23 protein-coding genes are annotated in these 24,440 nt (G+C 40.4%); 17 read left to right on the top strand and 6 right to left on the bottom strand.

The window, feature by feature from the left end:
* The first annotated feature begins 107 nt into the window (after positions 1–107).
* From ABFY09_RS10600 to ABFY09_RS10535, 14 genes are all read left to right on the top strand, one after another.
* The gene (locus tag ABFY09_RS10600; protein WP_347984291.1) at positions 108–1,043 is read left to right on the top strand and encodes a cysteine desulfhydrase; all 936 of its coding nucleotides are present in this window, start codon (positions 108–110) and stop codon (positions 1,041–1,043) included.
* A gap of 133 nt (positions 1,044–1,176) precedes the next feature.
* Complete coding sequence (locus ABFY09_RS10595; protein WP_347984290.1) at positions 1,177–2,058, top strand: NAD(+) kinase; 882 nt, start codon at positions 1,177–1,179, stop codon at positions 2,056–2,058.
* A gap of 61 nt (positions 2,059–2,119) precedes the next feature.
* Positions 2,120–2,992 (top strand): rhomboid family intramembrane serine protease, encoded by an 873-nt coding sequence (locus tag ABFY09_RS10590; protein ID WP_347984289.1) that lies wholly within the window; start codon positions 2,120–2,122, stop codon positions 2,990–2,992.
* Positions 2,993–3,035: 43 nt separating this feature from the next.
* A complete protein-coding gene (locus tag ABFY09_RS10585) occupies positions 3,036–3,317 on the top strand; it encodes a DUF1315 family protein (protein WP_347984288.1) in 282 nt (93 codons plus the stop codon).
* Positions 3,317–4,141: a DUF2797 domain-containing protein gene (locus ABFY09_RS10580; RefSeq protein WP_347984287.1), complete on the top strand. Its 825-nt coding sequence runs from the start codon at positions 3,317–3,319 to the stop codon at positions 4,139–4,141. Before ABFY09_RS10585 ends, ABFY09_RS10580 begins: the two co-directional genes overlap by 1 nt.
* 10 nt (positions 4,142–4,151) lie before the next feature.
* On the top strand, positions 4,152–6,785 hold the full coding sequence (gene pepN / locus ABFY09_RS10575) for an aminopeptidase N (protein ID WP_347984286.1): 2,634 nt from the start codon (positions 4,152–4,154) through the stop codon (positions 6,783–6,785).
* 494 nt (positions 6,786–7,279) lie between these two features.
* Complete coding sequence (locus ABFY09_RS10570; protein WP_347984285.1) at positions 7,280–7,522, top strand: hypothetical protein; 243 nt, start codon at positions 7,280–7,282, stop codon at positions 7,520–7,522.
* 992 nt (positions 7,523–8,514) lie between these two features.
* Positions 8,515–8,688 (top strand): hypothetical protein, encoded by a 174-nt coding sequence (locus ABFY09_RS10565; protein WP_347984284.1) that lies wholly within the window; start codon positions 8,515–8,517, stop codon positions 8,686–8,688.
* A 54-nt stretch (positions 8,689–8,742) separates the two neighbouring features.
* Complete coding sequence (locus tag ABFY09_RS10560; protein WP_347984283.1) at positions 8,743–9,138, top strand: hypothetical protein; 396 nt, start codon at positions 8,743–8,745, stop codon at positions 9,136–9,138.
* Positions 9,139–9,605: 467 nt separating this feature from the next.
* A complete protein-coding gene (locus ABFY09_RS10555; RefSeq protein WP_347984282.1) occupies positions 9,606–10,019 on the top strand; it encodes a hypothetical protein in 414 nt (137 codons plus the stop codon).
* A 306-nt stretch (positions 10,020–10,325) separates the two neighbouring features.
* Positions 10,326–11,708, top strand: coding sequence for a hypothetical protein (locus tag ABFY09_RS10550; RefSeq protein WP_347984281.1), 1,383 nt, complete (start codon positions 10,326–10,328; stop codon positions 11,706–11,708).
* Positions 11,709–11,906: 198 nt separating this feature from the next.
* Positions 11,907–15,641 carry a methionine synthase gene (gene metH / locus ABFY09_RS10545; RefSeq protein ID WP_347984280.1) on the top strand — a complete coding sequence of 1,245 codons (3,735 nt, stop codon included), beginning with the start codon at positions 11,907–11,909 and terminating at the stop codon, positions 15,639–15,641.
* 28 nt (positions 15,642–15,669) lie between these two features.
* Positions 15,670–16,278: a cob(I)yrinic acid a,c-diamide adenosyltransferase gene (gene cobO, locus ABFY09_RS10540; RefSeq protein WP_347984279.1), complete on the top strand. Its 609-nt coding sequence runs from the start codon at positions 15,670–15,672 to the stop codon at positions 16,276–16,278.
* A gap of 105 nt (positions 16,279–16,383) precedes the next feature.
* Entirely contained in the window at positions 16,384–16,737 is a 354-nt protein-coding gene (locus ABFY09_RS10535) for a RidA family protein (protein WP_347984278.1), read from the top strand.
* A gap of 85 nt (positions 16,738–16,822) precedes the next feature.
* Here ABFY09_RS10535 and ABFY09_RS10530 read toward each other — a convergent pair whose 3' ends face one another.
* Positions 16,823–17,314 carry a cyclic nucleotide-binding domain-containing protein gene (locus ABFY09_RS10530; protein WP_347984277.1) on the bottom strand — a complete coding sequence of 164 codons (492 nt, stop codon included), beginning with the start codon at positions 17,312–17,314 and terminating at the stop codon, positions 16,823–16,825.
* Between the two features lie 314 nt (positions 17,315–17,628).
* Between ABFY09_RS10530 and ABFY09_RS10525 the strand changes: the two genes are divergently transcribed.
* Entirely contained in the window at positions 17,629–19,218 is a 1,590-nt protein-coding gene (locus ABFY09_RS10525) for an ABC-F family ATPase (protein ID WP_347984276.1), read from the top strand.
* Positions 19,219–19,316: 98 nt separating this feature from the next.
* On the opposite strand, the gene ABFY09_RS10520 is transcribed toward ABFY09_RS10525, so the two are convergent.
* The 4 genes from ABFY09_RS10520 to ABFY09_RS10505 form a co-directional block, all read right to left on the bottom strand.
* Positions 19,317–20,153, bottom strand: a complete 837-nt coding sequence (locus ABFY09_RS10520; protein ID WP_347984275.1) for an MOSC domain-containing protein — start codon at positions 20,151–20,153, stop codon at positions 19,317–19,319.
* 107 nt (positions 20,154–20,260) lie between these two features.
* Positions 20,261–21,427, bottom strand: a complete 1,167-nt coding sequence (locus ABFY09_RS10515; protein ID WP_347984274.1) for a type III PLP-dependent enzyme — start codon at positions 21,425–21,427, stop codon at positions 20,261–20,263.
* Between the two features lie 260 nt (positions 21,428–21,687).
* Positions 21,688–22,107 (bottom strand): DUF6691 family protein, encoded by a 420-nt coding sequence (locus ABFY09_RS10510; RefSeq protein ID WP_347984273.1) that lies wholly within the window; start codon positions 22,105–22,107, stop codon positions 21,688–21,690.
* 20 nt (positions 22,108–22,127) lie between these two features.
* Positions 22,128–22,526 (bottom strand): YeeE/YedE family protein, encoded by a 399-nt coding sequence (locus ABFY09_RS10505; protein WP_347984272.1) that lies wholly within the window; start codon positions 22,524–22,526, stop codon positions 22,128–22,130.
* A 165-nt stretch (positions 22,527–22,691) separates the two neighbouring features.
* On the opposite strand from ABFY09_RS10505, the gene ABFY09_RS10500 reads away from it, so the two are divergent.
* On the top strand, positions 22,692–23,156 hold the full coding sequence (locus tag ABFY09_RS10500) for a hypothetical protein (protein WP_347984271.1): 465 nt from the start codon (positions 22,692–22,694) through the stop codon (positions 23,154–23,156).
* Positions 23,156–23,599 carry a TerB family tellurite resistance protein gene (locus ABFY09_RS10495; RefSeq protein WP_347984270.1) on the top strand — a complete coding sequence of 148 codons (444 nt, stop codon included), beginning with the start codon at positions 23,156–23,158 and terminating at the stop codon, positions 23,597–23,599. Before ABFY09_RS10500 ends, ABFY09_RS10495 begins: the two co-directional genes overlap by 1 nt.
* A 63-nt stretch (positions 23,600–23,662) precedes the next feature.
* Here the strand turns inward: ABFY09_RS10495 and trmJ are convergent, their stop codons facing one another.
* Positions 23,663–24,433: a tRNA (cytosine(32)/uridine(32)-2'-O)-methyltransferase TrmJ gene (gene trmJ / locus ABFY09_RS10490; protein WP_347984352.1), complete on the bottom strand. Its 771-nt coding sequence runs from the start codon at positions 24,431–24,433 to the stop codon at positions 23,663–23,665.
* Between the last annotated feature and the right edge of the window lie 7 nt (positions 24,434–24,440).

Raw genomic sequence — 24,440 nt, 5'->3', positions numbered from 1 at the left:
TACTTTTTTCATTTGTCATGTGATTCCCGGTAGAGGGATCGGGCGTTTTTATCGATTAATATGCTACTCTCTATTTTCATTTTATTGATGTTTTATTAGGTTGTCTGGTGTCGTTAATATTTCCGCTAACTCTCCCTTTTCTAGTTGAAAATACTTATCAACCACAATATGAAATGGATGTTTATCGTGGTGATCTGGAACATCCAAAAGCGCCTGGGAATAAGTGGCATAAACTTCAACATCACTTAGTTGAAGCTCAGCGACAGAATGCCAATGTTATCGCTACTTTTGGTGGGCCTTTTTCAAATCATCTGCATGCTTTTGGAGCTACTCTTGCGCAAACATCTTTCAAAGCGGTTGCCATCGTTCGAGGTGAGCTACAGCCGAAACTTACACCTACTTTGTTAGATATGGTGGCCTGTGGCGTGGAGTTATGGCCCTCGTTACGGTCGGATTATCGGTTGGGAGAACAATCAGACGTTGCTCAAGCGATAAATCACCAATACAAAAATGTGTATTGGGTTCCCGAAGGTGGAGGAGGAAAGCTAGGAGCATTAGGTTGTCGAGACTGGGCTTCGAAAATCTGTGCGGCGTATGATCAATATGATGCTTGGGTTGTTTCTGCAGGAACGGGAACCACGGCCGCTGGTTTTCTGGCGAACGGAACAACACCGGACCTACATGTGTTCAGTGCTTTAAAAGGCACGTCGGGTCAGCGGGATGAAATTATTGAGCAAACTCATGAAGTGGCAAGGGGCGACCTCAAGGATAACCATAGTCATAGATTATTCTTTCACTCAGATTGTCACGAAGGCGGCTATGCGAAACACAGTCCTGCACTCTTAGCGTTTCTTGAATCTTTTGCGGCGACAAATCCAGCTATGCCATTGGATCCTGTTTATACCAGCAAAAGCATGTTTGCTGTATTGTCATTAATGGAACAAAGAGCTTGGCCATACCGTCGTACATTATTTATTCACACTGGTGGTTTACAAGGTTGGCGAGGTTATTCTGATGCCAGTAATCCGTTTTCGTTGGCCTAACGAGATGGCGAATATGGGGTTCTTCATGTTAAAGTGGCGCAGCTTAGGTAAAACCTATATTAATAAAATAAAGCCGTTACAAGATTGCCCGATGGGCCGTTTTACTACATAGACAGACGGAAGAGAGTGACGCATGAGTCTTTTTAGACGTGTTGGTATTATTGCTCGATTAGATAAACCTCAGATTCTAGATACGGTTAAGAAGCTGATGGAGTATCTGGAAATAAAAAACATCATTCCAGTTTTGGAAGATGAACTGGCCGCTATGATGCCTGGTATCAAGGTGTCGTCTTCGCCATTAAAAGAGCTAGGCGATAACTGCGATATGGTCATGGTCGTTGGTGGCGACGGTAGTTTTCTAGGCGCGGCTCGTGCGATTTGTAACTATGATATTCCAGTCTTGGGTATTAACCGAGGCACTTTAGGTTTCCTGACGGACATTTCTCCTCACCGTCTACAAGAAGAATTAGATCCTATCTTTCGTGGTGAATACCATGAAGAAAAACGCTTTATGATAGAGGCGAAGATCAAGCGTCAGAATCGCCCGAGCGGCGAAGGCATTGCGCTTAACGATTTAGTACTTCATCCGGGTAAATCGGCACGAATGATTCGCTTTGATCTGTTTATTGATGATCAGTTCGTAATGAACCAAAAATCAGATGGTTTGATCGTATCTACTCCAACTGGCTCAACGGCTTATGCTTTGTCTGCTGGTGGGCCAATTTTATTGCCTAAATTAGACGCTTTAGTATTGGTGCCTATGCACCCGCACACTCTAAGTAATCGCCCGATAGTGATCGATGCTAACGCCCTTATTCGTATTGTGGTTTGTGAATCCAATTTAACTTATCCAAGCGTAAGTTGTGATGGTCAGCTAAACATCACGGCGGCTCCTGGTGACGAAATTCACATTACCAAGAAAGCAGGTAATATCCGCTTAATACACCCGAAAAATCATGATTTCTATAATGTTTGCCGTGATAAATTGGGCTGGCAGTCGAGTTATCGTCCTTAGTCAAAACGCGTTTGGCTAAGGTTTTTAATAAGTGTCATAAAGTAAGGTTGTTTAGGGCTCCATGTATTTTGTTTATCGGTTTGAAAAAACAGAAGATCCCAAGGTATTAACTGAGGCCTTATGGCACCATAAAATTGCCCATCAAATTATTTTTAACGAAGGCCATAATGAACTTTGGTTACGAGACCCGCGTCAGCTTCCTGCTTTAGAGCAAATCTTCGCTTTATGGAAAGAGTCTCCTTCAGAATTGGATTACTCTAAAGCCAATGTTTCTAGCGTTTCATCATCTTCAAATGTGAGTTTAATCGCCCAATTTAAACGGTTTCCTGTCACCATCGTTTTGCTGTTAGTGACTCTACTTGTTGCTGCTTTGACTGAGCTTGGGGCGAATTTAGATATGGTAGGGCAATTTACCATTAGCGCTTTTGAGGTTAGGAACGGTCAAATTTATTTCTATAACTTATCTGAAGTGATGGCCAGATATGAATATTGGCGGCTTTTTACGCCAACATTGTTGCATTTTAGTGTTTTGCATCTCGTGTTTAATACTCTTTGGATTTGGGATATAGGCCGAAAGCTTGAGCGCATACTCGGCTCGGTTGTATGGGTTGTTGGTGTCTTTATTGTCGCGGTGCTGAGTAATATTCTGCAATACGAGATAAGTGGTTATCCCTTATTTGGCGGCTTGTCTGGTGTAGTTTATGGGGTGATTGGTTTTGCTTGGTTGCTGCCAGTTTTGAAGACAAGTTTCCCAACTATGATAAGTAAGCAATTAATGGTTTTTTTCATTGTATGGCTGGGAATTGGTTATACACCTTTCCCTGAAATGATCGGTCTTGGTAGCATCGCAAATACTGCCCACAGTATTGGATTATTAGTAGGTTTAGGGTTATGTATTGTGTATTGGCTTTTGACAAAAGGTCGTCACCGCTAAACGAATGAAACAAAAGCTCGTTTGAGCCTTGAGAGAAGAGCAAATGAATTTTAAAGAAATGATCGATAACATGTCTCCTGAAGTTTATGCCAGCCTAAAACAGGCAGTAGAACTTGGAAAGTGGCCAAATGGTGTGCGTTTAACAGAAGAACAAACAGAGCTTTGTTTGCAGGCAGTCATCACCTACGACTACAGCAATAAATCGGAAGAAGATCGAGTAGGTTACATCAATACGAAAGTACATGATGCGTGCGATAGCAAGACATCAACCAATGAGCATGAAACCATAAAATGGGTTGGTGAAGGCCCTGAGGGTAAGCATTAATGCTGCAAGGCACGCTGAAGAAAATGTCCACAGAAGTACAAGACAAACAGGTGCATTATTACTTGAACCTTGGTACTAATCGAGTGGCTGTGAATGACTTGCTTGGTCAAAAGGTCGCTCTGCATATTGATGGAACCATTCATTGTACAAACTGCGGAAAGGTAACGAAGAAGTCGTTTAGCCAAGGTTTTTGTTTCAACTGCTTTCGGAAGCTAGCGGCTTGCGATATCTGCATCATGAGTCCAGAAAAGTGTCATTTTCATTTGGGAACTTGTCGGGAACCAGAATGGGCCGAAAAGTATTGTATGCAAAGTCATTATGTTTATTTGGCAAATTCATCGGCTCTAAAAGTCGGCATTACTCGTGGTGATCAATTGCCTACTCGTTGGATTGATCAGGGCGCAACACAGGCTCGGCCATTGTTTCGTGTAGAGAACCGAAGAATGTCTGGTCTTGTGGAAGTACTGTTCAAAAACGAAGTGGCGGATAAAACCAATTGGCGCAACATGCTCAAAGGCTCTTCCATTGTGATGGATCTTGAGTGTGAACAAGAGCGTTTAATTGGCCAGCTTTATGAAGGATTAGACGCGTTACAAAATGAATTTGGCTTACAGTCTATTACCGATTTATCGGATGAAAACGAAACCCACGAATTTAACTATCCAGTTTTAGAATATCCGACCAAGATAACCAGCATTAACGCTGAGAAAACACCTCAGATTGAAGGCACCTTAATGGGCATAAAAGGCCAATATTGGATGCTCGACACAGGGGTGATCAATATTCGCAAGTACACTGGTTATCAAGCGACACTGACATTTTAGGAGAAAAGAGATGAAAGAGAGTCAACCTTCAACGATATATTTGAAAGATTACACAGTTCCTCCTTTTCTTATTGACAAAACTGAGCTGACTTTCGATCTAGACGAAGCTGTGACGATAGTTACGTCACGTTTGCACATGCGACGTAACCCAGCTTACGGTAAATCCACAGTTCCTTTGACTCTCGACGGTGGAGAAGGCGTTAAGCTGATTGGTCTGGCAATGGATGATTACGCATTGCCTCCTGAAGAATATCGAATCAGCGAAAACAAGCTGATTATTACGGCAACAGCTGACGAATTTGTTTTAACCTGTGAAACCTTGATTGAGCCACAAAATAACACCAGTTTAGAAGGGCTTTACCGTTCTTCTTCAATGTTCTGTACTCAATGTGAAGCGGAAGGTTTCCGTCATATTACTTATTACTTAGATCGTCCTGATGTTATGTCTGTTTTTACTACGACTATCATTGCTGATGCAGAGCGCTATCCAGTCATGCTTTCTAATGGTAATGAAATTGAACGTGGCAAAACGGAAGAGGGTAAAACCTTTGTTGTTTGGCATGACCCTTTCCCAAAACCGGCTTACTTGTTCGCTTTGGTTGCTGGTGATCTTGCCGTTAAAAATGACATTTTTACAACGCAGAGTAAGCGGGATGTAAAACTGCAAATATTCACAGAAACCCACAACATCGACAAAGTGGATTACGCGATGGAAGCGCTTAAGCGTTCTATGCGTTGGGATGAGGAAGCGTACGGTCGAGAATACGATTTAGACATTTTTATGATCGTTGCGGTTGATGACTTCAATATGGGGGCGATGGAAAACAAAGGGTTAAATATCTTCAACTCTTCCTGTTTACTTGCTAGCCCAGAAACCACAACGGACGATTCTTACTTGCGCGTGGAAGCCATCGTTGCCCATGAATATTTTCATAACTGGTCTGGTAACCGTGTCACTTGTCGCGATTGGTTTCAGCTGAGTTTAAAAGAAGGTTTTACGGTTTTCCGTGATCAAACTTTCTCGGCCGATATGCACTCAGAGACAGTGAAACGTGTTGAAGATGTTTCTTTCTTAAGAACCGCTCAGTTTGCTGAAGACGCAGGTCCAATGGCGCATCCTGTGCGTCCGGCTTCTTTTATTGAAATCTCCAACTTTTACACGTTAACTGTGTATGAAAAAGGCGCGGAAATTGTTCGCATGATTCACACCTTATTGGGTGCTGAAAAGTTCCGAGCTGGTTCAGATTTGTATTTCGAGCGACACGATGGTCAAGCTGTGACTTGCGATGATTTTGTTGCCGCGATGCAAGACGCTTCAGGTGTTGATTTGACGCAATTTAAACGCTGGTATTCTCAAGCTGGTACGCCAGTGGTTACTGTAACAGATGAGTTTGATGCAGCGTCTGGAACTTACCGATTGACGATGAAACAAGAAACGCCTGTTACGCCTAATCAACCAACAAAGTTAGCGTTGTACATTCCGGTTCGTGTTGGTTTGCTTGATCAGAATGGTAGCGAGTTATCGACGACCTTGGATGGAACCACAGCCGACGATCATGTATTGCATTTAACGTCATCAGAGCAAGTGTTCGAGTTTTCTGAGTTAACTGCTCGCCCAGTGCCTTCTTTATTAAGAGGTTTCTCGGCACCAGTGAAACTGCATTATGACTACACGCCAGCCGACTTATTGTTGTTAATGTCATCGGATTCGGATGGCTTTAATCGTTGGAGTTCCGCGCAGCAGTTAGCAGTGAATGAACTTCAAGCGCTTATTGGGCAAGCTATCGCTGGGGAAAAACTGTCGATTGAGTCTCAGCTGATTGATGGTTTTAAGGCTTTGGTCGGTGACAGCAGTTTAGATCCTGCAATGGTGGCTTTGATTTTAACCTTGCCAAGCCAAGCTTATTTATCTGAGTTGGCTAATCCGATTTACCCAGCTGCGATAAAACAAGCGCGGCACTATTTGAAAACTCAGCTTGCGAATGCTTTGTCTAGCGAGTTTGAAGGCCTTTACATAAACAACCAAAGCCAAGGCGCTTATCAGGCTAATGCAGAAGACATCGCATGTCGTTCATTAAAAAACCTTGCTTTGTCTTATTGGGTTGAAACTGACTCGGCAGAGGCTCAGCAAGCGGTTGTCCAGCAATTTGAGTCGGCAAATAATATGACAGATCAATTCTCTGCTTTATCGATTGCAGTGCATTCTCAGCATGAAAAAGCCGCGGACATGTTGGCGGCTTTCTACGATAAATGGAAAAACGAACCTTTGGTTGTGAACAAGTGGTTAATGTTGAGTGCAGGGCAAGAAAGTGATGATGCTTTAATTAGAGTGAAAGGGTTAATGGAGCATCCTGCGTTTGATCTTAAAAATCCAAATAAAGTACGTTCAGTGCTCGGTGGGTTTGGTCAAAATATGGCGGCTTTCCATAAGGAAGATGGCAGTGGCTATCGCTTCTTGGCAGATCAAATTATTTTGCTTAATAAACGTAACCCACAGATTGCATCTAGACTTTGCACACCTCTTACCCGCTGGAAAAAAATGCAGCCTGAGTTAAGTGAAAAAATGAAAGCAGAGCTTGAACGAATTTTGGCAGAAGATTTGTCGAAAGATGTTTATGAAGTGATTTCTAAGTGCCTTGCTTAAATATAAGCAAGCTTTATAGATAAGCATTTTCAAAACCTCCTTGAGAATATCTTGGAGGTTTTTTTATAGCTTCTATAATTTGGGGTAGAATGAAATTAAATCAATAAAACGAAGAAGTAAAAATGGATGGTGTAAAGTTTAATTTTATTTTGACCCCAATTATTAATAAGAGTCAGCTTTTATCAAATTAATTATCTGAATTGCCTGAGATAACGGCCACATACACTCAAGACAACTCTTTAAGTGATTTTAATCTGTATAATAATATTTTGATGTCAGAAAAAATTGATGTCTCTAATGTTTCGAATAAAAGCAAGAAAGGCGGTATTACAGAAATATTTCGAGATATTATTACAAACATAACAGACGATATTGAGGAATAGTAAATGAAAAGAGTTGTGAAAATTTTAAAGAAACTACCTAGGTCTTTTTTAGCTGCTTACTAGTCTTACTAGGACAGGCACCTTAAAAAGTCTACAGCAGATGCCATTTTATTGCGTACTCCTGTAGGTCGAGTTGCGGCCGTTTCTGGATTTACAAGTATATTTACTGATGTTTTTTCAATCTTTACTTCAAATGATGGAAGCAGTGAAACTACCGCTAAAGCACTATTTTGGAGCACCATTACGCCTTTCGGATTGAATAAGACTGGTGATTTTTCAGAAGCCGCTTCCACCCGCATTGGAACCTTAATAAGCTATGAGGTAAAACAGAATAATGAAAAAGGTACTAAATAATGAGAAAAGTTTGTTATAAAAAAATATTTATATTGTTTTTTTATTTTTTATTTTTAATTTTTTATTATATGTCTGATATAAGGGAGTGGGATGATTTTATAACTATTCTTATGTTATATAGCGTGGCTGGGTACTTTGTTTATGGATATGTATTTAAAACAGATATTCAAATAACTGGTGTCATACTAACTATAGATAATAAGTATATCCGCATAGCTATATTGGGGTGTGGTTTGGGTATTATAATATCTATTCTTCTTAGTTTATCTGGTTGTATTGAAGTTATAGATTTCCATAATTGGTGAATTAACAGTAATTAGTTCTCTCTGAATAATGGCGTTTTAAGCAAGAATTTTCATGCTGTTTTTAGGCGTTTCCTAAGCTTACTGGGACAGGCATGTTAAGAACCCAGTATTTACAAGGGCTCTAGCGTTTTCTTGACCACATCCAATTATTTCAATTCTAAAACAAAAGAGGATTGGAAGAAGAGTGGCTCTAATCATTCTGGTGATCCTGATGGTGAATGGAAAGTGGGTATTAAGCGAAATGAAATCCCCACAGAAAAGAGAGGAATTACAGTGACAATAAGTGATTGCAGAGTATATAAAGTGAAATGTTAATATGGATAATATAGAGTATGTGAAATCTAATGTGATTTTAACGTCATATAGCTCATCAAAAAATTTCAAAGGCTTTTTTGATAATAAAATTAATTGCAATAATGAAGAGTATGTAAGATCTCTTTTAGATATAATTTTTTTATTCGTAGATAAACTACAAGTGGTCTCTTCTGTACATATATGCACAGATTTAAGAAAGCACGCAAGAATGTATAGGTTGAACAAAGTTGAGAAAAAGTGTCGGAATTTTTTATTTGGACATGATGTGATTGTTCGTAAAAAAGAAGATAATCAAAATATGCATTTCATTTTAGTAAAAGTGTAGATGAATATGCAGCTCTAAACATGATACTTTACAGAACATATATCACTATGAGTATTGGTCATTTATTTTTCATTGATAGAGATAAAGGGGTTATTATATATCCACATGATGGCGGTGGTTTGGGTTTTATTATTGAAGATGGGGGGCATGATTTAAAATTAATTCGAAATAAAATGATTAAATATAAAGATATAATAACTTTAGAGGATCTCAGATTTTAAAAATGGTGTAGGTTTTATGGTTTTTTATTAATTTAAGTTTAAAGGAGATTCTTAATGATTATTAAAATAAAATTTAGTGATTTGTTAAAAGAAATAAATCCCGTATTACCTTCTAAGATTAATATTGAAGATGGTCGATTTGGTAGCGGTATCTTTCGGCAGTTAATTTCTGAGGGTGATTTGGCTGCTGAAAGATGCGCTTGCTTAACTCAACTGACGGACTTACATGATAGAATGGTAAGTGCGATTTTTAATGGTTTTCATGAATTAGCGAGAGAAACTTTAAAAACAGATGAGAAAGAAGTGAACATTGAAGATATTGATCTATCATATGTAGAGCAGAGGTTTTCAGAAAACATAAAATATGCTGAAAAAAAATTAAGAAAATCATATGTTAATGATCTCGCAAGCTTAGGAACATACAATCTTACTGGGACAGGCAAAATTTAATAAGACAGGCACCCTAATAACCAATAAATATGCTTGGTTTTTTGAAGTGGAAAGTGTTGGACTTAGATTCAGAGGAATCAAAAATGGAAATGAATTTCGCTAAGAAAATGTTTGTTTTTTTTCGCTTACTTATTACTGTTTATATCAAAGCAGGGTGATATAACTTTATTGCAAAGTATATTTGTTTTTATACTTTATCATAATTTTGGGATAAATGTGTATAAATATATATTTAAAGAAGAGATGAGATTACGTGGATTTTCTATTTCACTGGAAAGACCATTTTTTCGTTTTTATGTATTTATTATCAGTTTTCTTATAGTTATATATATTTTACTTTCTGTGTCTTTTAATGTAATGTATGTGAAGTCTATATTAAATGAAATGGTATTATCTATATTTAAGTAGTTTTTTAATTTCATTAAGTCGTTTTTTTATATATTTTAATTGAAAGAATCTTTCCTATTATGACAAAAAAGAAATTGTACTCATCAAATCAAGCTCTTGTTATAGGGTTCTTCTCAGGGCCATTGACTTTAATTTATTTTATATATAAAAATTTCAAAGTATTAGAAGAAACAAGTTTAGCTAGAAAGGCAGTTATATTTGGTATCATTTTTATTTTTATGATGGTTTTATTGTCTCCTCTATTGAAAAGTAATGTTTTTAATTTTTTTATTTCTATATTTCCTGCTATTTCTGCGAGATATATTATTAAAAATTTTCAGTTTAATAAACAAGATATTACCGATAGTGAAGAGTTGAGTTTCTATTCAAATTGGCGAGCTCTGTTAGCCGGAATAATTGGACTTATAATGTTCTTCATTGTTGCCTTTGTTATATATCTACCTATGGGGAGCTTACTGGCACAGGCACCCTAAGAACCTATATAAAAATTCACTTGCGATGATCGTGACTTAGTTCAGTGTGTCCTGAATTTAGTGTTTTACTGTCCTTATGTACTATTCCCCTTGCAAACACCATAAAAAATCACCAACCAGATGCTTATGGTCAATCAATCTTGAGTACATACTAAAGCCTTCAAGTGTTTTCTTAAGGGCTTTTTTTTATGTCTTGGCGGTGCTTTCTTGCGTAATAATCTTTACTGTTTCTTTGCAATTGAAAGGCAAGTCTGGCATAAGAGAAGGTAGCTTATCGTCGACCTTGAGTTGTTTCAGGAGCGAGAAATGAAAATAAATATAAAGAGTTTAGTTCCATTTGCATTGAGCCTGTTGGTGTCAGCGTGCAGTACCTCGTCTCAGCAAAATATCGAAATGGTAGGGGAGTCTCCTGAGTCTTCTATTGCGTTACAAAACCAGAATGACGCTTTGATCGAATCTCTACAACAACGGATCGCTGATAACGACACTCAACTTGCAAGCCTGAATCAATCTTTAGACGAAAAAGACGCCACCATTGCAGCTTTACAAATGTCGTCTTCTAACGCAGATACCTTGCAGGAGTTAGAAGCGCAGAAGCAATCCAGAGAAGAATTGGAAATACAGTTTTCTGCCTTGAACCTAGACAACGATTTATTGAAATATCGCATTAATGAATTGGAAAACGAAAACCGTGCTCTTGAGGAAAAAAGCACTCAATTAGAACACGAAAATAAAAGTGTCCGAGTGCAGTTGGGAGAGTTGAAGCAAGAAAACCAAGCATTAGGTGAGTCGCTAATAGAGTTGCGTACACAGCACCAACGTATGCTAAGCCAATATCAGTCATTGAATGACTCAATTTCTACTGTTGAAGAAGTAGAGCAACCTGTCATCCTAGATACGGCCGATAAAGATCTTGAAATTGCCAAGCTGCAAGCTCAAATAGAAGAGCAAAAAACTGCCATCGCAGAATATCAAAGCGAGATTTCATTGTTAAAATCGGCTTTGAATGAGAGCCAAGACTATGAATCTCGTTGGCAAGACTTGGATGAAAAGCTAGCTGAGGCCCAACAAAGAAACGCGCTTTTGACGGATCAAATTAATGCCGCTGAAAATGCTTTGTCAGCAAGCCAGTCTGCGCCAAATCCGCTGCTTGAAAGGTTGAATGGTTTGAGAGAAGCCTTAAATGCCCAAGAAAACAGCGGCATTTTAATGGCCGCTGCCATGGACGGATTACAAGAGCAAATGAGCACTCGCTTGCTGGATGTAGGTTGGCAGCTTCCGAATGAAATTGCATTGTATGATACCTTTGAAATTATCGTGACAGCACGGGTGCAACCTTCGTTATCTGGGCAAACCTATCTCGCGGAATTGGTTACCGATAGCGCGATTCAAATGATTAGTGAGCCAGTGACCAGTGCGGCTATTCAGTCTGGCGTATTGCAATGGCGCTGGCGCGTTTCAGGGTTAAATGAGAAACCCAGCGCACAACTAAACCTTATTGTGAATCAACAAATTAACTTTCAAAACCAAATCGTTATGAGACAAGTGTATCGAGGCAGTGAGACCTTATCCTTGATCAACACCAATTTGTTTGAAAAATACGGCTATTGGGCTGGTGCGATTTTACTCGGTTTATTGGGCGGCTTTGTTGTAGGGCGTTTGAATAACAGAAAGAAAAACAGGCTTTAAGGCTTTTCGACTTAATTTAGAATCTGTTTTGTTCCATTCTTTTTCAACAAGTAAACTTTGTTATAGCGCCTTTAACTGTTGTTATGGCGGGTTTTCTTGATCTCTCGGATCATTCAATTCCACATTACTTTTTTTCAACGTCAAATTGATTGCTTTTCGGTATAGTACACTCGCATATTCTTTTTTGAGGTAGTGGTTGTGGTGAAGTCTGGTTCGTATTCTATTATTGAAAAACGCTTAGCTGAAAATGTATTGATCCTTGATGGTGCTATGGGCACCATGATTCAAGCGTACAAATTAGAAGAGCAAGATTACCGTGGCGAGCGTTTTACGGATTGGGAAAGTGATTTAAAAGGCAACAACGATTTGTTGTCTCTGACTCAGCCTCAAATTATCAAAAGTATTCATGCTAGCTACCTTGACGCTGGCGCAGACATTATTGAAACAAACACCTTTAATGCCAATTATATCTCCATGCTGGATTACCACATGGAAGAGTTGAGTTACGAGTTGAACTTTGAATCTGCTCGTTTGGCTCGTGAAGCGGCAGACGAATTTACGAAACAGAACCCAAGCAAGCCTCGCTTTGTTGCCGGAGCCGTTGGACCAACCAGCCGTACTTGTACTATATCGCCAGATGTAAATGACCCTGGCTTTCGTAACATTCATTTTGATGAGCTTGTTGAAGCTTACACAACCGCTGTCGATGGTTTGATCAAAGGCGGTGTTGATCTTATTTTAATTGAGACTATCTTCGATACCTTGAATGCCAAGGCGGCGATTTATGCAGTATTGGATTATTTCGAAAAGAGCGGTGTGCGTTACCCAATCATGATTTCCGGTACCATTACCGACGCTTCTGGTCGTACTTTATCAGGTCAAACGACGGAAGCTTTCTGGAATTCTATTGCTCACGCTAAACCTTTATCTGTTGGCTTAAACTGTGCGTTAGGGCCAAAAGAATTGCGTCAGTATGTTGAAGAAATTTCACGCATTGCTGATGTTCACGTTTCTGCTCACCCAAATGCGGGTTTACCTAATGCGTTTGGTGAATATGACGAGTCACCTGAAGAAATGCTTGAAGAAATTCAGGGCTGGGTCAGCTCTGGTTTTTTAAATATTGTTGGTGGTTGCTGTGGTACGACACCAGAACACATTCAAACTTTTGCCAACGCCTTTGAAGACTCTGCACCTCGTGTCATTCCTGAAATAGAAAAAGCCTGTCGTTTGTCTGGTCTTGAGCCATTTAACATTGATGGAAACAGTTTGTTTGTGAACGTAGGTGAACGTACAAACGTGACAGGTTCAGCCATGTTTAAACGCCTCATTAAAGAGGGCGATTTTGATACAGCGCTTGATGTGGCTCGTCAGCAAGTTGAAAACGGTGCGCAGATTATCGATATCAACATGGACGAAGGCATGTTGGACTCCCAAGCAGCGATGGAGCGTTTCTTAAAACTGATTGCTTCGGAGCCTGATATTTCCCGTGTGCCAATCATGTTGGATTCGTCTAAATGGGAAATCCTTGAAGCGGGTTTGAAGTGGGTTCAAGGTAAAGGCGTTGTCAACTCGATCAGTATGAAAGAGGGTGAAGACAAGTTCAGAGAGCAAGCTCGTACGCTTATGAAATACGGCGCTGCTGTGATCGTGATGGCGTTTGACGAAGTTGGTCAGGCGGATACTCGTGAACGTAAAATTGAAATTTGTCGCCGTTCTTACCATATCTTGGTTGATGAAGTTGGCTTCCCACCAGAAGACATTATTTTTGACCCAAATATTTTCGCTATCGCCACAGGTATTGAAGAGCACAACCGTTATGCGTTGGACTTCATTGAAGCAACAGGTGATATCACTCGTGAGTTGCCTTACGCAAAAGTGTCTGGTGGTGTGTCAAATGTATCTTTCTCATTTCGTGGTAATAACCCTGTTCGTGAAGCGATTCATGCTGTGTTTTTGTATCACGCGATTAAGCAAGGCATGACAATGGGGATTGTGAATGCAGGGCAGTTGGCTTTGTATGAAGACATTCCTACGAAACTTAGAAACGCAGTTGAAGATGCTGTGTTAAACCGTACGCCAGACGCAACCGACAACTTGCTGGGTATGGCTGCTGAATTCGCGGGCACTGGCGAAGTGGCGGAAAAAGAAACGCAAGAGTGGCGTAATCTTCCTGTATCAGAACGATTAAGCCATGCTTTGGTGAAAGGCATCACAGAGTTTATTGATGAAGATACGGAAGAAGCTCGACTTGCTTATGATCGTCCACTAGAGGTTATTGAAGGCCCTTTGATGGATGGGATGGGAATCGTGGGTGATTTGTTCGGCTCAGGTAAAATGTTCCTTCCTCAAGTGGTGAAGTCTGCCCGTGTGATGAAAAAAGCCGTTGCCTATTTGATGCCTTTTATCGAAGAAGAAAAAGCCCGTAATTTGGATACGGCTTCTTCAAGCAATGGCAAGATCATCATGGCAACAGTGAAAGGCGATGTGCATGACATTGGTAAAAACATTGTAGGTGTTGTTTTGCAATGTAATAACTTTGAAGTAATTGATTTAGGTGTCATGGTTCCGGCAGAAAAAATCCTTCGTACCGCGAAGGAAGAAGGGGCAGATATCATTGGTTTATCTGGTTTGATCACGCCTTCTTTGGATGAAATGGTTCATGTTGCCAAAGAGATGGAACGCCAAGGCTTTGATATTCCTGTCATGATTGGTGGTGCGACAACATCGAAGGCACACACAGCTGTGAAAGTTGAGCAAAACTATAAGCGTAACCAAGTGGTTCATGTGACTAACGCATCTCGAAGTGTGGGTGTGGCAAGCGCTTTATTAAGCAAAGATTCTGAGCGTCGTCAAAAGTTCGTGGATGAGATCAAAGCGGACTATGAAAAAACTCGTATTCGCCACAAAGACAGAGCAAAAGCTGGTCGTCGTGTTTCTTTAGATAAAGCAAGATTGAATAAAGCTCCTATCGATTTTACTACGGGTATAACCACTCCGAAAAAAACTGGCGTGACTGTTTTTACTGAAAAAGACATTGATTTTGAAGTGGTTAAAAACTACATCGACTGGACGCCTTTCTTCCAAACTTGGGAGTTGGCGGGTGCTTATCCAAGAATTTTGACGGATGACGTTGTTGGTGTTGAAGCGACTCGTGTGTTTAATGATGCATTGGCAATGCTAGATGAAGTAATTGCGACGAAATGCTTACAAGCTCGAGCGGTTGTTGGGATTTTCCCTGCGAACCAAGTAAATCATGATGATATTGAGCTGTATGCGGATGAATCTCGTACAGAAGTGATCGAACGGTTGTCTTTCCTTCGTATTCAGAATGAGCTGACTGCACCGGGTAAATACAATCATAGTTTAGCGGATTTTGTTGCTCCGAAAGACAGTGGCGTACCAGATTATATGGGCGCATTTGCTTGTGCTGCAGGCTTTGGTATTGACCCATTGGTCGCTAAATACGAAGCCGATCATGATGATTACAACTCTATTATGATCAAGGCGGTAGCAGACCGACTTGCTGAAGCGACGGCCGAATATTTGCACGAGAAAGTTCGTAAGGAAACTTGGGGATATGCTAAGGATGAAGATTTAACCAACGAGCAGCTAATCAAAGAAAAATACCAAGGTATTCGTCCTGCTCCGGGGTATCCAGCTTGTCCTGATCATACTGAGAAAGCCAAGCTCTGGACGCTTCTTGATGTGAAAAAGAATATCGATATGGACATCACGGAAAGCTACGCCATGTTACCAACGGCCGCTGTGAGTGGTTGGTATTTTGCTAACCCTCAAGCAACTTACTTTGGTGTTGGCAAAATTGGACCTGATCAAGTTGATGATTACGCTGAACGTAAAGGCATGAGCAAAGACGATGCAGAACGTTGGTTAGCGCCAAACCTAGGTTACGATCCAGAAGATGATCGAATTTAACGGCACGTTTCATTAAGAAGAATTTATTATGTCAAAAGCGATTAAAGATCCAGAGCGCCATAAAGAACGGATGCAGAAAATAAAGTCTCATGTAGATAAGCGCATTGCAAAAGCTCAAGAAGACAAAGGCACGTTTGTCCTTTTAACCGGCAATGGAAAAGGTAAATCTAGTTCTGCGTTGGGTATGGTTGCTCGTGCTTTAGGGCATGGCATGAAAATTGGTGTTGTACAGTTTCTAAAGGGTGAATGGAATACTGGCGAGATTGATTTCTTTAAGAAGCAAGACGGTATTCAATGGGAAATTATGCCGGCTGGCTTTACGTGGGAAACGCAGAACAGGGAGTCTGATATAGCGTCTTCGCAGCAAGCCTGGGAAAAAGCAGCCGCTATGCTCTTAGATCCTAGCATTGATCTAGTTGTGTTAGATGAGCTGACTTACTTATTGCATTATGAATATCTTGATGAAGACCCTGTTTTACAAGCATTGATGAACCGACCTGAAAATCAGCATTTGGTTGTAACTGGTCGTGGCGCGTCGGATGCTTTGGTCGAGCTTGCAGATACAGTGAGTGAAATCAAAGAAGTGAAACATGCCTTCAAGCGAGGGATTAAGGCTCAGCAAGGTTTGGAGTTTTAGGCTTTACTGGTTTTATATTCTGGCTATCTTTTTTTATAGTGGAATAGTTTTCTCTTGTGCTGATATTATTTGACTTTGTTTTTAATCGATTGAACAGAGGTTTTTATGGCAACTATTGAGCGTATGGAAGTTGGTCAACGGATGAGTCGTATTGTGAAGCATAACGGTACAGTGTATCTGTGTGGCCAAGTAGGTGCAGATGCTAATACTGGCATTGCTGAACAAACTCAAACTATGTTGGCTAAAGTAGAAGCTTTATTGGAACAAGCGGGCTCTAGTAAAGAGCACATTTTATCTGCGACGGTTTATATTCGTGATATGAAAGACTTTGCTGCAATGAATGCCGTTTGGGATACTTGGGTTCCTGAAGGTTTTGCTCCAGCTCGCGCTTGTGTTGAAGCTCGTATGGCAAGACCTGAATTGCTTGTTGAAGTGTCTGTTGTTGCTGCAGAAAAGTAGCTTTCATCTATGAAAGCAGCTCGAATGAGAATAGTAAAATGAGTAAGCGCTTTTATTGGTCCTTGCTCATTTTTTTTGCCTGAGCTTACTTCTCAATAATGGCATTATTTTCTACCAGTGCATTACTTAAGGTTCGAATGGTTCGAGCCATGTCTCTGGACAGGTTCATCAATAAAATACCGAAATCAAATGGGAAGTTATCATGGAAGTCGCTAAATAGATTACTGGATATTTCTAATAGCAGACTTTCTTCTTGGGCATAAAGACTGCCAACATGGTCATGTAATGCGATCATTGAAACAAAGCCAATGACTTCGCCAAAATGAATGGTACGCGTCAGAGTATTTTGATTGTTGTGGTGTTTATAAAAAGCCAAACTGCCATGCAGAACAATATTAAAATTTCCACCTTTGCTACCGTAGCTAAAGACTTCGTCGTCTTTGTATGCGTGTTTTAAAATGCCTTCATCAAGTAAATATTGGACAGAAGGCTCTGATAAAGCACCAAAGATAGAACCTTCTTTTAATCGAGAAATGGATAAATCGAACTGGGCTTCTTCTACTAAAACAGTTTTCATTGTTATGCTCTCCACCAAAATGGATTTTCGGCTTAGACCGATTTCGTGACATATTAATTAAGTCATCGGCGATTATTCGTATTTCTAAACCATTGAAACTGCTTTCTTTTGATATTCAAGAAGGTAGTCACTTGTGTTAATCCTTCTTTCTTTGTTAGTTTTTTATGGAATAAGTTCATTGCTCCCTTAAAGAATGGGGTCAAACTGTGCGATAATGCACCACATAAACGCTGCTCCCATACTGGTTTGTTTAGGTTTCTGATTTAGGCACTTGGGAGTGCAAACATTTACTTAATGATCATTGGAAGAATACTTTGTTAACGACCGCTAACATCACCATGCAATTTGGTGCAAAACCTCTTTTTGAAAATGTCTCTGTTAAATTTGGTGAAGGTAAGCGATACGGTCTTATCGGTGCCAATGGATGTGGTAAATCCACTTTCATGAAAATTCTTGGTGGTGATTTAGAACCAAGTTCAGGGAATGTGTCAAAAGACCCAAATGAGCGCCTTGGTAAATTGAAACAGGATCAATTCGCTTACGAAGAATATTCTGTTATTGATACCGTTATCATGGGACACACTGAACTTTGGGCAATTAAGTCAGAGAAGGATGCGATTTACGCTAACCTTGAAATGACGGAAGAAGATGGCTTGCGCGCAGGGGATTTGGAAGCCGAATTCGCTGAGATGGACGGCTATACAGCAGACTCTCGTGCAGGAGAGTTATTGCTAGGTGTTGGTATCCCAACTGAACAGCATTACGGTCTGATGAGCGAAGTCGCTCCAGGCCTTAAACTACGTGTATTGTTAGCACAAGCATTGTTCTCTGATCCTGATATATTGCTTCTTGACGAGCCAACCAACAACTTGGATATCAACACAATTCGTTGGTTGGAGGGGGTTTTGGTTGAGCGTAACTGCACCATGATCATCATTTCCCATGACCGTCACTTTTTGAACTCTGTTTGTACGAACATGGCCGATTTGGACTACGGTGAGTTGCGTTTGTTCTCTGGTAACTATGATGAGTACATGACAGCGGCCACTCAATCTCGTGAACGGTTATTGGCGGATAACGCTAAGAAGAAAGCGCAAATTAATGAACTGAAAGCATTCGTAAGCCGTTTCTCTGCTAACGCTTCAAAATCTAAGCAAGCCACTTCTCGTGCGAAACAAATTGATAAAATCCAGCTTGAAGATGTGAAACCTTCGAGTCGTCAAAGTCCTTTTATTCGCTTTGAACAAGAGAAAAAGCTGCACCGTTTGGCAGTACAAGTTGATAATGTTGCGAAATCCTATGATGAGCAATTGTTCAGTAATTTGAATATGATGGTGGAAGTGGGCGAGCGCATTGCGGTTATCGGGCCAAATGGTATCGGTAAAACGACTTTGCTTAAATGTTTGGTTGGCGATACAGAATTAACCAAAGGTGAAGTGAAGTGGTCTGAAAATGCCAACATTGGTTACTACGCTCAGGATCACGCGCATGAATTTGAAAAAGATGTCGATCTAATTGAATGGATGGGGCAGTGGGGCAAAGAGGAAGACGATGAACAGGTGATTCGTGGAACGCTTGGTCGCTTATTGTTCTCTCAAAATGACATTAAAAAGTCTGTTAAAGTTTTGTCTGGTGGTGAGCAAGGTCGCATGTTGTTCGGTAAGTTGATGCTACAAAAGCCAAACGTACTTGTCATGGATGAGCCAACAAACCATATGGATATGGAATCGATCGAAGCTTTGAACTTGGCGCTTGAACATTATCCTGGCACTCTGGTTTTCGTCAGTCATGACCGTGAATTTGTATCTTCTCTTGCGACACGCATTGTTGAGGTAACAAGTGAAGGTATTGTGGACTTCCACGGTACTTATGATGAGTACCTTGCAAAGTTAGATGCACAGTAAATAATTGGTTTATTTTATGTGTCGTTAATGACAAAAAAAGGAAGACAGTATGTCTTCCTTTTTTATATTTATTACTGCTGTATGGAGACGTTAAGAGATTAGCGCCTGTCTCTGTAAGGCTCAAATTCTTGGTATTCTAATATCTCAACTTTATCATTAAGGTTGATGACACCAGAGTTCAGCGCCACCAAGTTAATACCAAAATGAATCCCTTGTCCTTTTCGTGTGCGGAACTTCCCTAAAGCCTTTAAAGGCTCACCTTTTTTCAATTGTTCTGCTGTTTCTGGATTGAATGTTATGAAAATACAGCGTTCGCATGGTTTGACGTTTTCAAATTCGACTTCACCAATTTTAATTCGCTTCCAACTGTCTTCTTCAAAAGCTTTGTTTCCGTCAATCACAAGATTTGGTCGAAATTGCGCCATCTTAATGTCTTCGGGACAAGTTTCATTCAATTCGTCAAGAGAGGCTTGTGTCGTTAATAGAAAAGGGTAGCCATCAGCAAAGGCAACAGGAGAGTCTGGTTTTCGACTGGTAAAACGTTCCGAATTATTGCCAAAGAATACGAGCTCTACTGGTTTTTCTATTATTGAGCTAAACCAAGTGTTCACTTCTGATTTCGCCAATTGACCTTGTAGATGTTCTTCCCAGATTACGACACCTTTATGGTCGTCTGAGAGATTGGCTTGGTTGAGTGTCAGCTCAGTATCAGTGCTTGGGTGTGATAATACCCAGCTATTATCATCAAGTTGTTTGGCTTTTATTAGCGTGAGCGTTGGATATTCTCGCCCTGTGATGAAATCCCCATCAGGTGTTACCAGCATATAGCGACGATCGCCCTGAAGGCCTGTTTTGTCTACTTGACTGGTTTGCAGTGCAATCCCATGAATAGATTTGATTGGATAAATAACCAACTGGCTGAGGGAGTAGGTCATGAAAGCTCCTTTTTAGTGAGCCTATATTATTGCTTAGGCGATGCTCTTTTCCAATAAAAAAGCCCCAGAAATTCCTTCTGAGGCTGACTGTAAGAACTTTACTCTGTTTATAAGTAATAAGATGCCAAGGGAGGGAAGCCGTTAAACTCTACAGCACTGTATGTCGTAGTGTAGGCGCCTGTTGATAACCAATACATGCGGTCACCAATGGCTAGATTAAGAGGCAATCCGTACTTATAGTTTTCGTACATGATGTCAGCACTATCACAAGTTGGACCTGCAATAATCACTTCTTCTAGCTCTCCACCTTTTTCTACGTGGATTGGGTATTTAATTGACTCGTCTAATGTTTCGATCAAGCCGGAGAATTTACCCACATCTGTAAATACCCAACGGTTCAAGGCTGTATGAGACTTACGAGAAATCAATACGACTTCACTTACTAATACTCCAGCGTTAGAAATCAGAGAACGACCAGGCTCTAGAATGATGCGTGGTAATTGTGTGCCGAAATCTTCTTCCAAAAAACGAGTGATTTCTTCTGCGTAAGTAGAAAGCTCATTGGTACGAGTAATATAGTTAGCAGGGAAACCGCCGCCCATATTGATCATTTGAAGTTCAATACCGTCTTCTTCTTTTAAGCGCTCGAAAATCACTTTTACGCTAGCAATAGCAGCATCCCATGCGCCAATATCACGTTGCTGTGAACCTACATGGAATGAGATACCGTAAGGAATCAACCCCAGTTCTTTTGCTAATATCAAAAGGTCCATCGCCATGTCTGGACGGCAGCCAAATTTACGAGAAAGCGGCCAGTCAGCCGTTACCGTACCTTCCGTTAAAATGCGTACATACACACGAGATCCCGGTGCTGCTTTCGCAATATTGCGCAAGTCAGCTTCAGAGTCTGTTGCAAACATGCGAACGCCTTTCTCATAGAAATAACGTACGTCATTTGCCTTCTTAATCGTGTTGCCATAACTAACGCGATCTGGAGACACGCCGCCAATGGCGAACAATTTATCCAGTTCGTAACGAGAAGCAACATCGAAGTTAGAACCACGATCGCGCAGTAGCGTTAGAACTTCTGCCGCTGGATTGGCTTTGATTGCATAGAAAATATCAGCAATAGGAAAGCCTTTTGTGACCTCTGTATAAGCTTCATCGATGATTTCTGTATCGATAACAACGAAAGGTGTTTCTTTCGTTGAAGCAAATTCTTTGAAGCGAGCGAAGCGTTCAGGTGTATAGAAAGCATTGACATCGATAGTCATAGGTAACTCCTCATTGTATAAACATAAACCGAATTTAAGTAAACGTCTTTACCTTCTCCCGTCCTACTTATGGCTGTTACTTATCCGGCTTTGTGATGGCCTTAAGCGACTAGCGCAGCAGTTGAAGCGGTGCGGATTATGTTCAGCAATGACGCGGGCGCAATTTAAGGTCAAGAGGAGTTCACGTCAAGCGAATTTTTTATTTTTTTGCAAAAAAATAAATTGTTTAAAGTATCTTTTTTCGCGTGTTTTTTTGGGCTTTATTTTTGAAACGTTTTAGTCTGTAAAAAATGCGCACCACTGCCAATAATCAGTGCGCTAACAAAATATATGTCTTCATTGAAATTATTTACCAATGCCGTTAAACCAGGACCTGGGCAGTAGCCGCTCAACCCCCAGCCAATACCAAAAAGAGCTGACCCAATAATTAACTTTGAATCGATTTGGCGCAAGGCTGGAACTTGCCATTTGCTGGCTATCAAAGGTCGTAGTTGTTTGTTCTTGAGAAAATAACCAAACATACCCACAGAAATTGCACTAGCCATTACAATAATAAGAGAAGGGTTCCAATCGCCAAAAATATCCAAAAAGCCAATAACAACAGCAGGGTTCGTCATTTCTGAAAAGGCCAAACCTAAACCAAATATCAAACCTGCGAGGAGCGTAATGATTGCATTCATGATGTTTTCCTTGTTTTTTCTTAATGCGCGATGGCGACTGTGAGAATGGCCGTCACCATAAATATAAGAGTGGCGACAATAGAGCGAGGGGATAATCGTGATATACCGCAAACGCCGTGACCACTGGTGCAGCCTCCGCCAAGTCGGGTTCCATAACCAACGAGTAATCCAGAAATTATCAGTAGGGCTGGGCTTCTCGTTTCAGGAAAAGCAACCGTTTGCTCAGTTAATAAGCCGTACGCGCTACCGCCAATGATAAGACCCGCTATAAATAAGAAGGGTAATAAACGCTCTTTGCTAAAGAGGAATTGTGACAGTATGCCGCTGATGCCGATCACTTTTCCCATGGTGAGAAGGTATAGCGTTGCGGTTAAGCCAATCAGTAATCCGCCAACTAAAGGGTTAAATATGGAGTCCATTTTGAGTTCCTAAAAATAATATGAGTATATTCTAATGTATAAATAAGAGAATGCTAATGTATTTTGAAAATAATTTCTGATTGCGCTTAGTTCCACACTATTTACCTATTAAATGGCTGATAATATTGGAAGTACCCTGTAATCTTAGAACATCAAGGAGATTGAATGAGTGATTTATGGATAGGTGCTTCGAAAGAGGAAGCAGAGTATGTTTTTCTTTTACCGAATAAGCCCATTCTTTCCAACGAAAGCGATGTTGTTTTATCCCATCAGGTCGATGTGGATCATTTGATCGAACTAAATGGTAACCATTGGCGTAAAATTCTGACTATAATGGCAAAATTAACCTCGCCTAATTACGGCGAATGGCGTGAGTTTCGAGATAAAGATTTGCTAAAAAAAGTGGGGATCGCTTTTTCAATAGATCAGCTAACGAACGTTAAAGGTGTATTTTTTATTGTTGGGAATACATTTCGAGAGGCACTGCCTATTCTTGATTCGGCGCAAGAGGTAGGAGACAAGCATGTTGCCGCTTTTACTCTTAACTGTGTTTGGTGCCCTTATTTGGATTATCGCCAATTCCCTAACATCTTAATTGAAGCAATACGTGAAACCATTTTGGAGAAGTGATGTTTAAAGCGTTAAAAAGTCTTTTTAGTATGCCTGTAGAGCAGGGTGAGCAAATAACCTATCAAAAAGCAGTTGCAGCTTTGCTAATGGAAGTTATGCTGGCGGATCATGAGGTAAACGAGCAAGAAGAGGCACAAGTTAAACAGTTTCTTCGAGAGGTCAGTGAGCTTGGTGATGACGTGGAACTGTTATACGAAGAAGCGCGTTCTGGTGTTGAAGAGGCGAATGACTTATATCAATTCACAAAGGTCATTAATGACACTGCAACTTTAGAGCAAAAAATGCAGTTATTGAAAGCCTTGTGGCGTGTCGCTTTAGCCGACGATGATATTGACGCTTATGAAGATCATCGAATCAGAAGAATCAGTGAGTTGCTTTTCATGCCTCATTCAGAGTTTATTCAGGCAAAGTTGTTTGTTCAGAATGAAATGAAATCAGAATAGATCCGATATAGAAATAAAAAATGCGGCATTTTGAGCCGCATTTTTTGTTAGTGACCAGTTTAATCAAGATTGATCTTGATCGTCTTTTGCTCTTTTTTCTGGATGGTTATTGGCTTCTGTTAATCCAGCTTCTCTTTGAACCGCAGCTAATACACCACGTAAAATGCCTAACTCTTGTTTTTCTGGACGCGATCGGTTGAAGAATCTATGTAGTTTATCTAATACTTTACCTGGGTGATTACGCACAACAAAGTTTATTCCATAAAGCGTATCTTCTAAGTGCTCATAAAAAAGATCCATGTCTTTCTTTCTTGGGTATTCTGGTGTTTCTGTATTTTTGAAATCTTTGTTCTGACTTGCCATCCATATCTCATAAGCGATGATTTGTACGGCTTGTGAAATATTTAGAACTGGGTATTCATCATTCGCATCAATGTAGACTTGGCGATGGCATTGAGCGATTTCTTCATTTAGAAGTCCTGTGGTTTCTCTCCCAAAAAGAATGGCGACATTGTGCTCCGCTGCTTCAGGAATCACACTTTCAGCACATTCTCTAGCATTCATGATGGGTAACTGAAAGGTTCTATGACGGGCGCTTGTGCCAATTACCAAGCTACAATCTTCAATGGCTTCTTGTAGTGTTGAAACTATTGTCGCGTTTTCCAGTAGATCGACTGCACCTGCTGCACGGCTGGTGGCTTCTTCTGATGGGTAGTCATTTGGATCAACAAGATACAAATTGGTGAGCCCCATGTTTTTCATGGCACGGGCTATGGCGCCGACATTTCCAGGGTGAAAAGTGTTGATTAATACGATTCGGATATTACTTAGCATGGTTTGT

It is taken from the genome of Marinomonas sp. 5E14-1 (genome assembly GCF_039939215.1).
Lineage (GTDB): Bacteria > Pseudomonadota > Gammaproteobacteria > Pseudomonadales > Marinomonadaceae > Marinomonas.
Note: the sequence above shows the minus strand (reverse complement) of the source record. Positions and strands in the feature narration are given on the sequence as shown.

Bases quoted from the DNA above. Each gene is read 5' to 3' on its own strand.
- ABFY09_RS10590 (WP_347984289.1), top strand. From the start codon at position 2,120: ATGTATTTTGTTTATCGGTTTGAAAAAACAGAAGATCCCAAGGTATTA.
- ABFY09_RS10565 (WP_347984284.1), top strand. From the start codon at position 8,515: ATGAGTATTGGTCATTTATTTTTCATTGATAGAGATAAAGGGGTTATT.
- ABFY09_RS10520 (WP_347984275.1), bottom strand. From the start codon at position 20,153: ATGACCTACTCCCTCAGCCAGTTGGTTATTTATCCAATCAAATCTATT.
- ABFY09_RS10505 (WP_347984272.1), bottom strand. From the start codon at position 22,526: ATGGACTCCATATTTAACCCTTTAGTTGGCGGATTACTGATTGGCTTA.
- ABFY09_RS10510 (WP_347984273.1), bottom strand. From the start codon at position 22,107: ATGAATGCAATCATTACGCTCCTCGCAGGTTTGATATTTGGTTTAGGT.
- cobO (WP_347984279.1), top strand. From the start codon at position 15,670: ATGTCAAAAGCGATTAAAGATCCAGAGCGCCATAAAGAACGGATGCAG.
- ABFY09_RS10560 (WP_347984283.1), top strand. From the start codon at position 8,743: ATGATTATTAAAATAAAATTTAGTGATTTGTTAAAAGAAATAAATCCC.
- ABFY09_RS10515 (WP_347984274.1), bottom strand. From the start codon at position 21,427: ATGACTATCGATGTCAATGCTTTCTATACACCTGAACGCTTCGCTCGC.
- ABFY09_RS10535 (WP_347984278.1), top strand. From the start codon at position 16,384: ATGGCAACTATTGAGCGTATGGAAGTTGGTCAACGGATGAGTCGTATT.
- ABFY09_RS10500 (WP_347984271.1), top strand. From the start codon at position 22,692: ATGAGTGATTTATGGATAGGTGCTTCGAAAGAGGAAGCAGAGTATGTT.
- ABFY09_RS10555 (WP_347984282.1), top strand. From the start codon at position 9,606: ATGACAAAAAAGAAATTGTACTCATCAAATCAAGCTCTTGTTATAGGG.
- ABFY09_RS10595 (WP_347984290.1), top strand. From the start codon at position 1,177: ATGAGTCTTTTTAGACGTGTTGGTATTATTGCTCGATTAGATAAACCT.
- ABFY09_RS10580 (WP_347984287.1), top strand. From the start codon at position 3,317: ATGCTGCAAGGCACGCTGAAGAAAATGTCCACAGAAGTACAAGACAAA.
- ABFY09_RS10530 (WP_347984277.1), bottom strand. From the start codon at position 17,314: ATGAAAACTGTTTTAGTAGAAGAAGCCCAGTTCGATTTATCCATTTCT.
- ABFY09_RS10585 (WP_347984288.1), top strand. From the start codon at position 3,036: ATGAATTTTAAAGAAATGATCGATAACATGTCTCCTGAAGTTTATGCC.
- trmJ (WP_347984352.1), bottom strand. From the start codon at position 24,433: ATGCTAAGTAATATCCGAATCGTATTAATCAACACTTTTCACCCTGGA.
- pepN (WP_347984286.1), top strand. From the start codon at position 4,152: ATGAAAGAGAGTCAACCTTCAACGATATATTTGAAAGATTACACAGTT.
- ABFY09_RS10550 (WP_347984281.1), top strand. From the start codon at position 10,326: ATGAAAATAAATATAAAGAGTTTAGTTCCATTTGCATTGAGCCTGTTG.
- ABFY09_RS10495 (WP_347984270.1), top strand. From the start codon at position 23,156: ATGTTTAAAGCGTTAAAAAGTCTTTTTAGTATGCCTGTAGAGCAGGGT.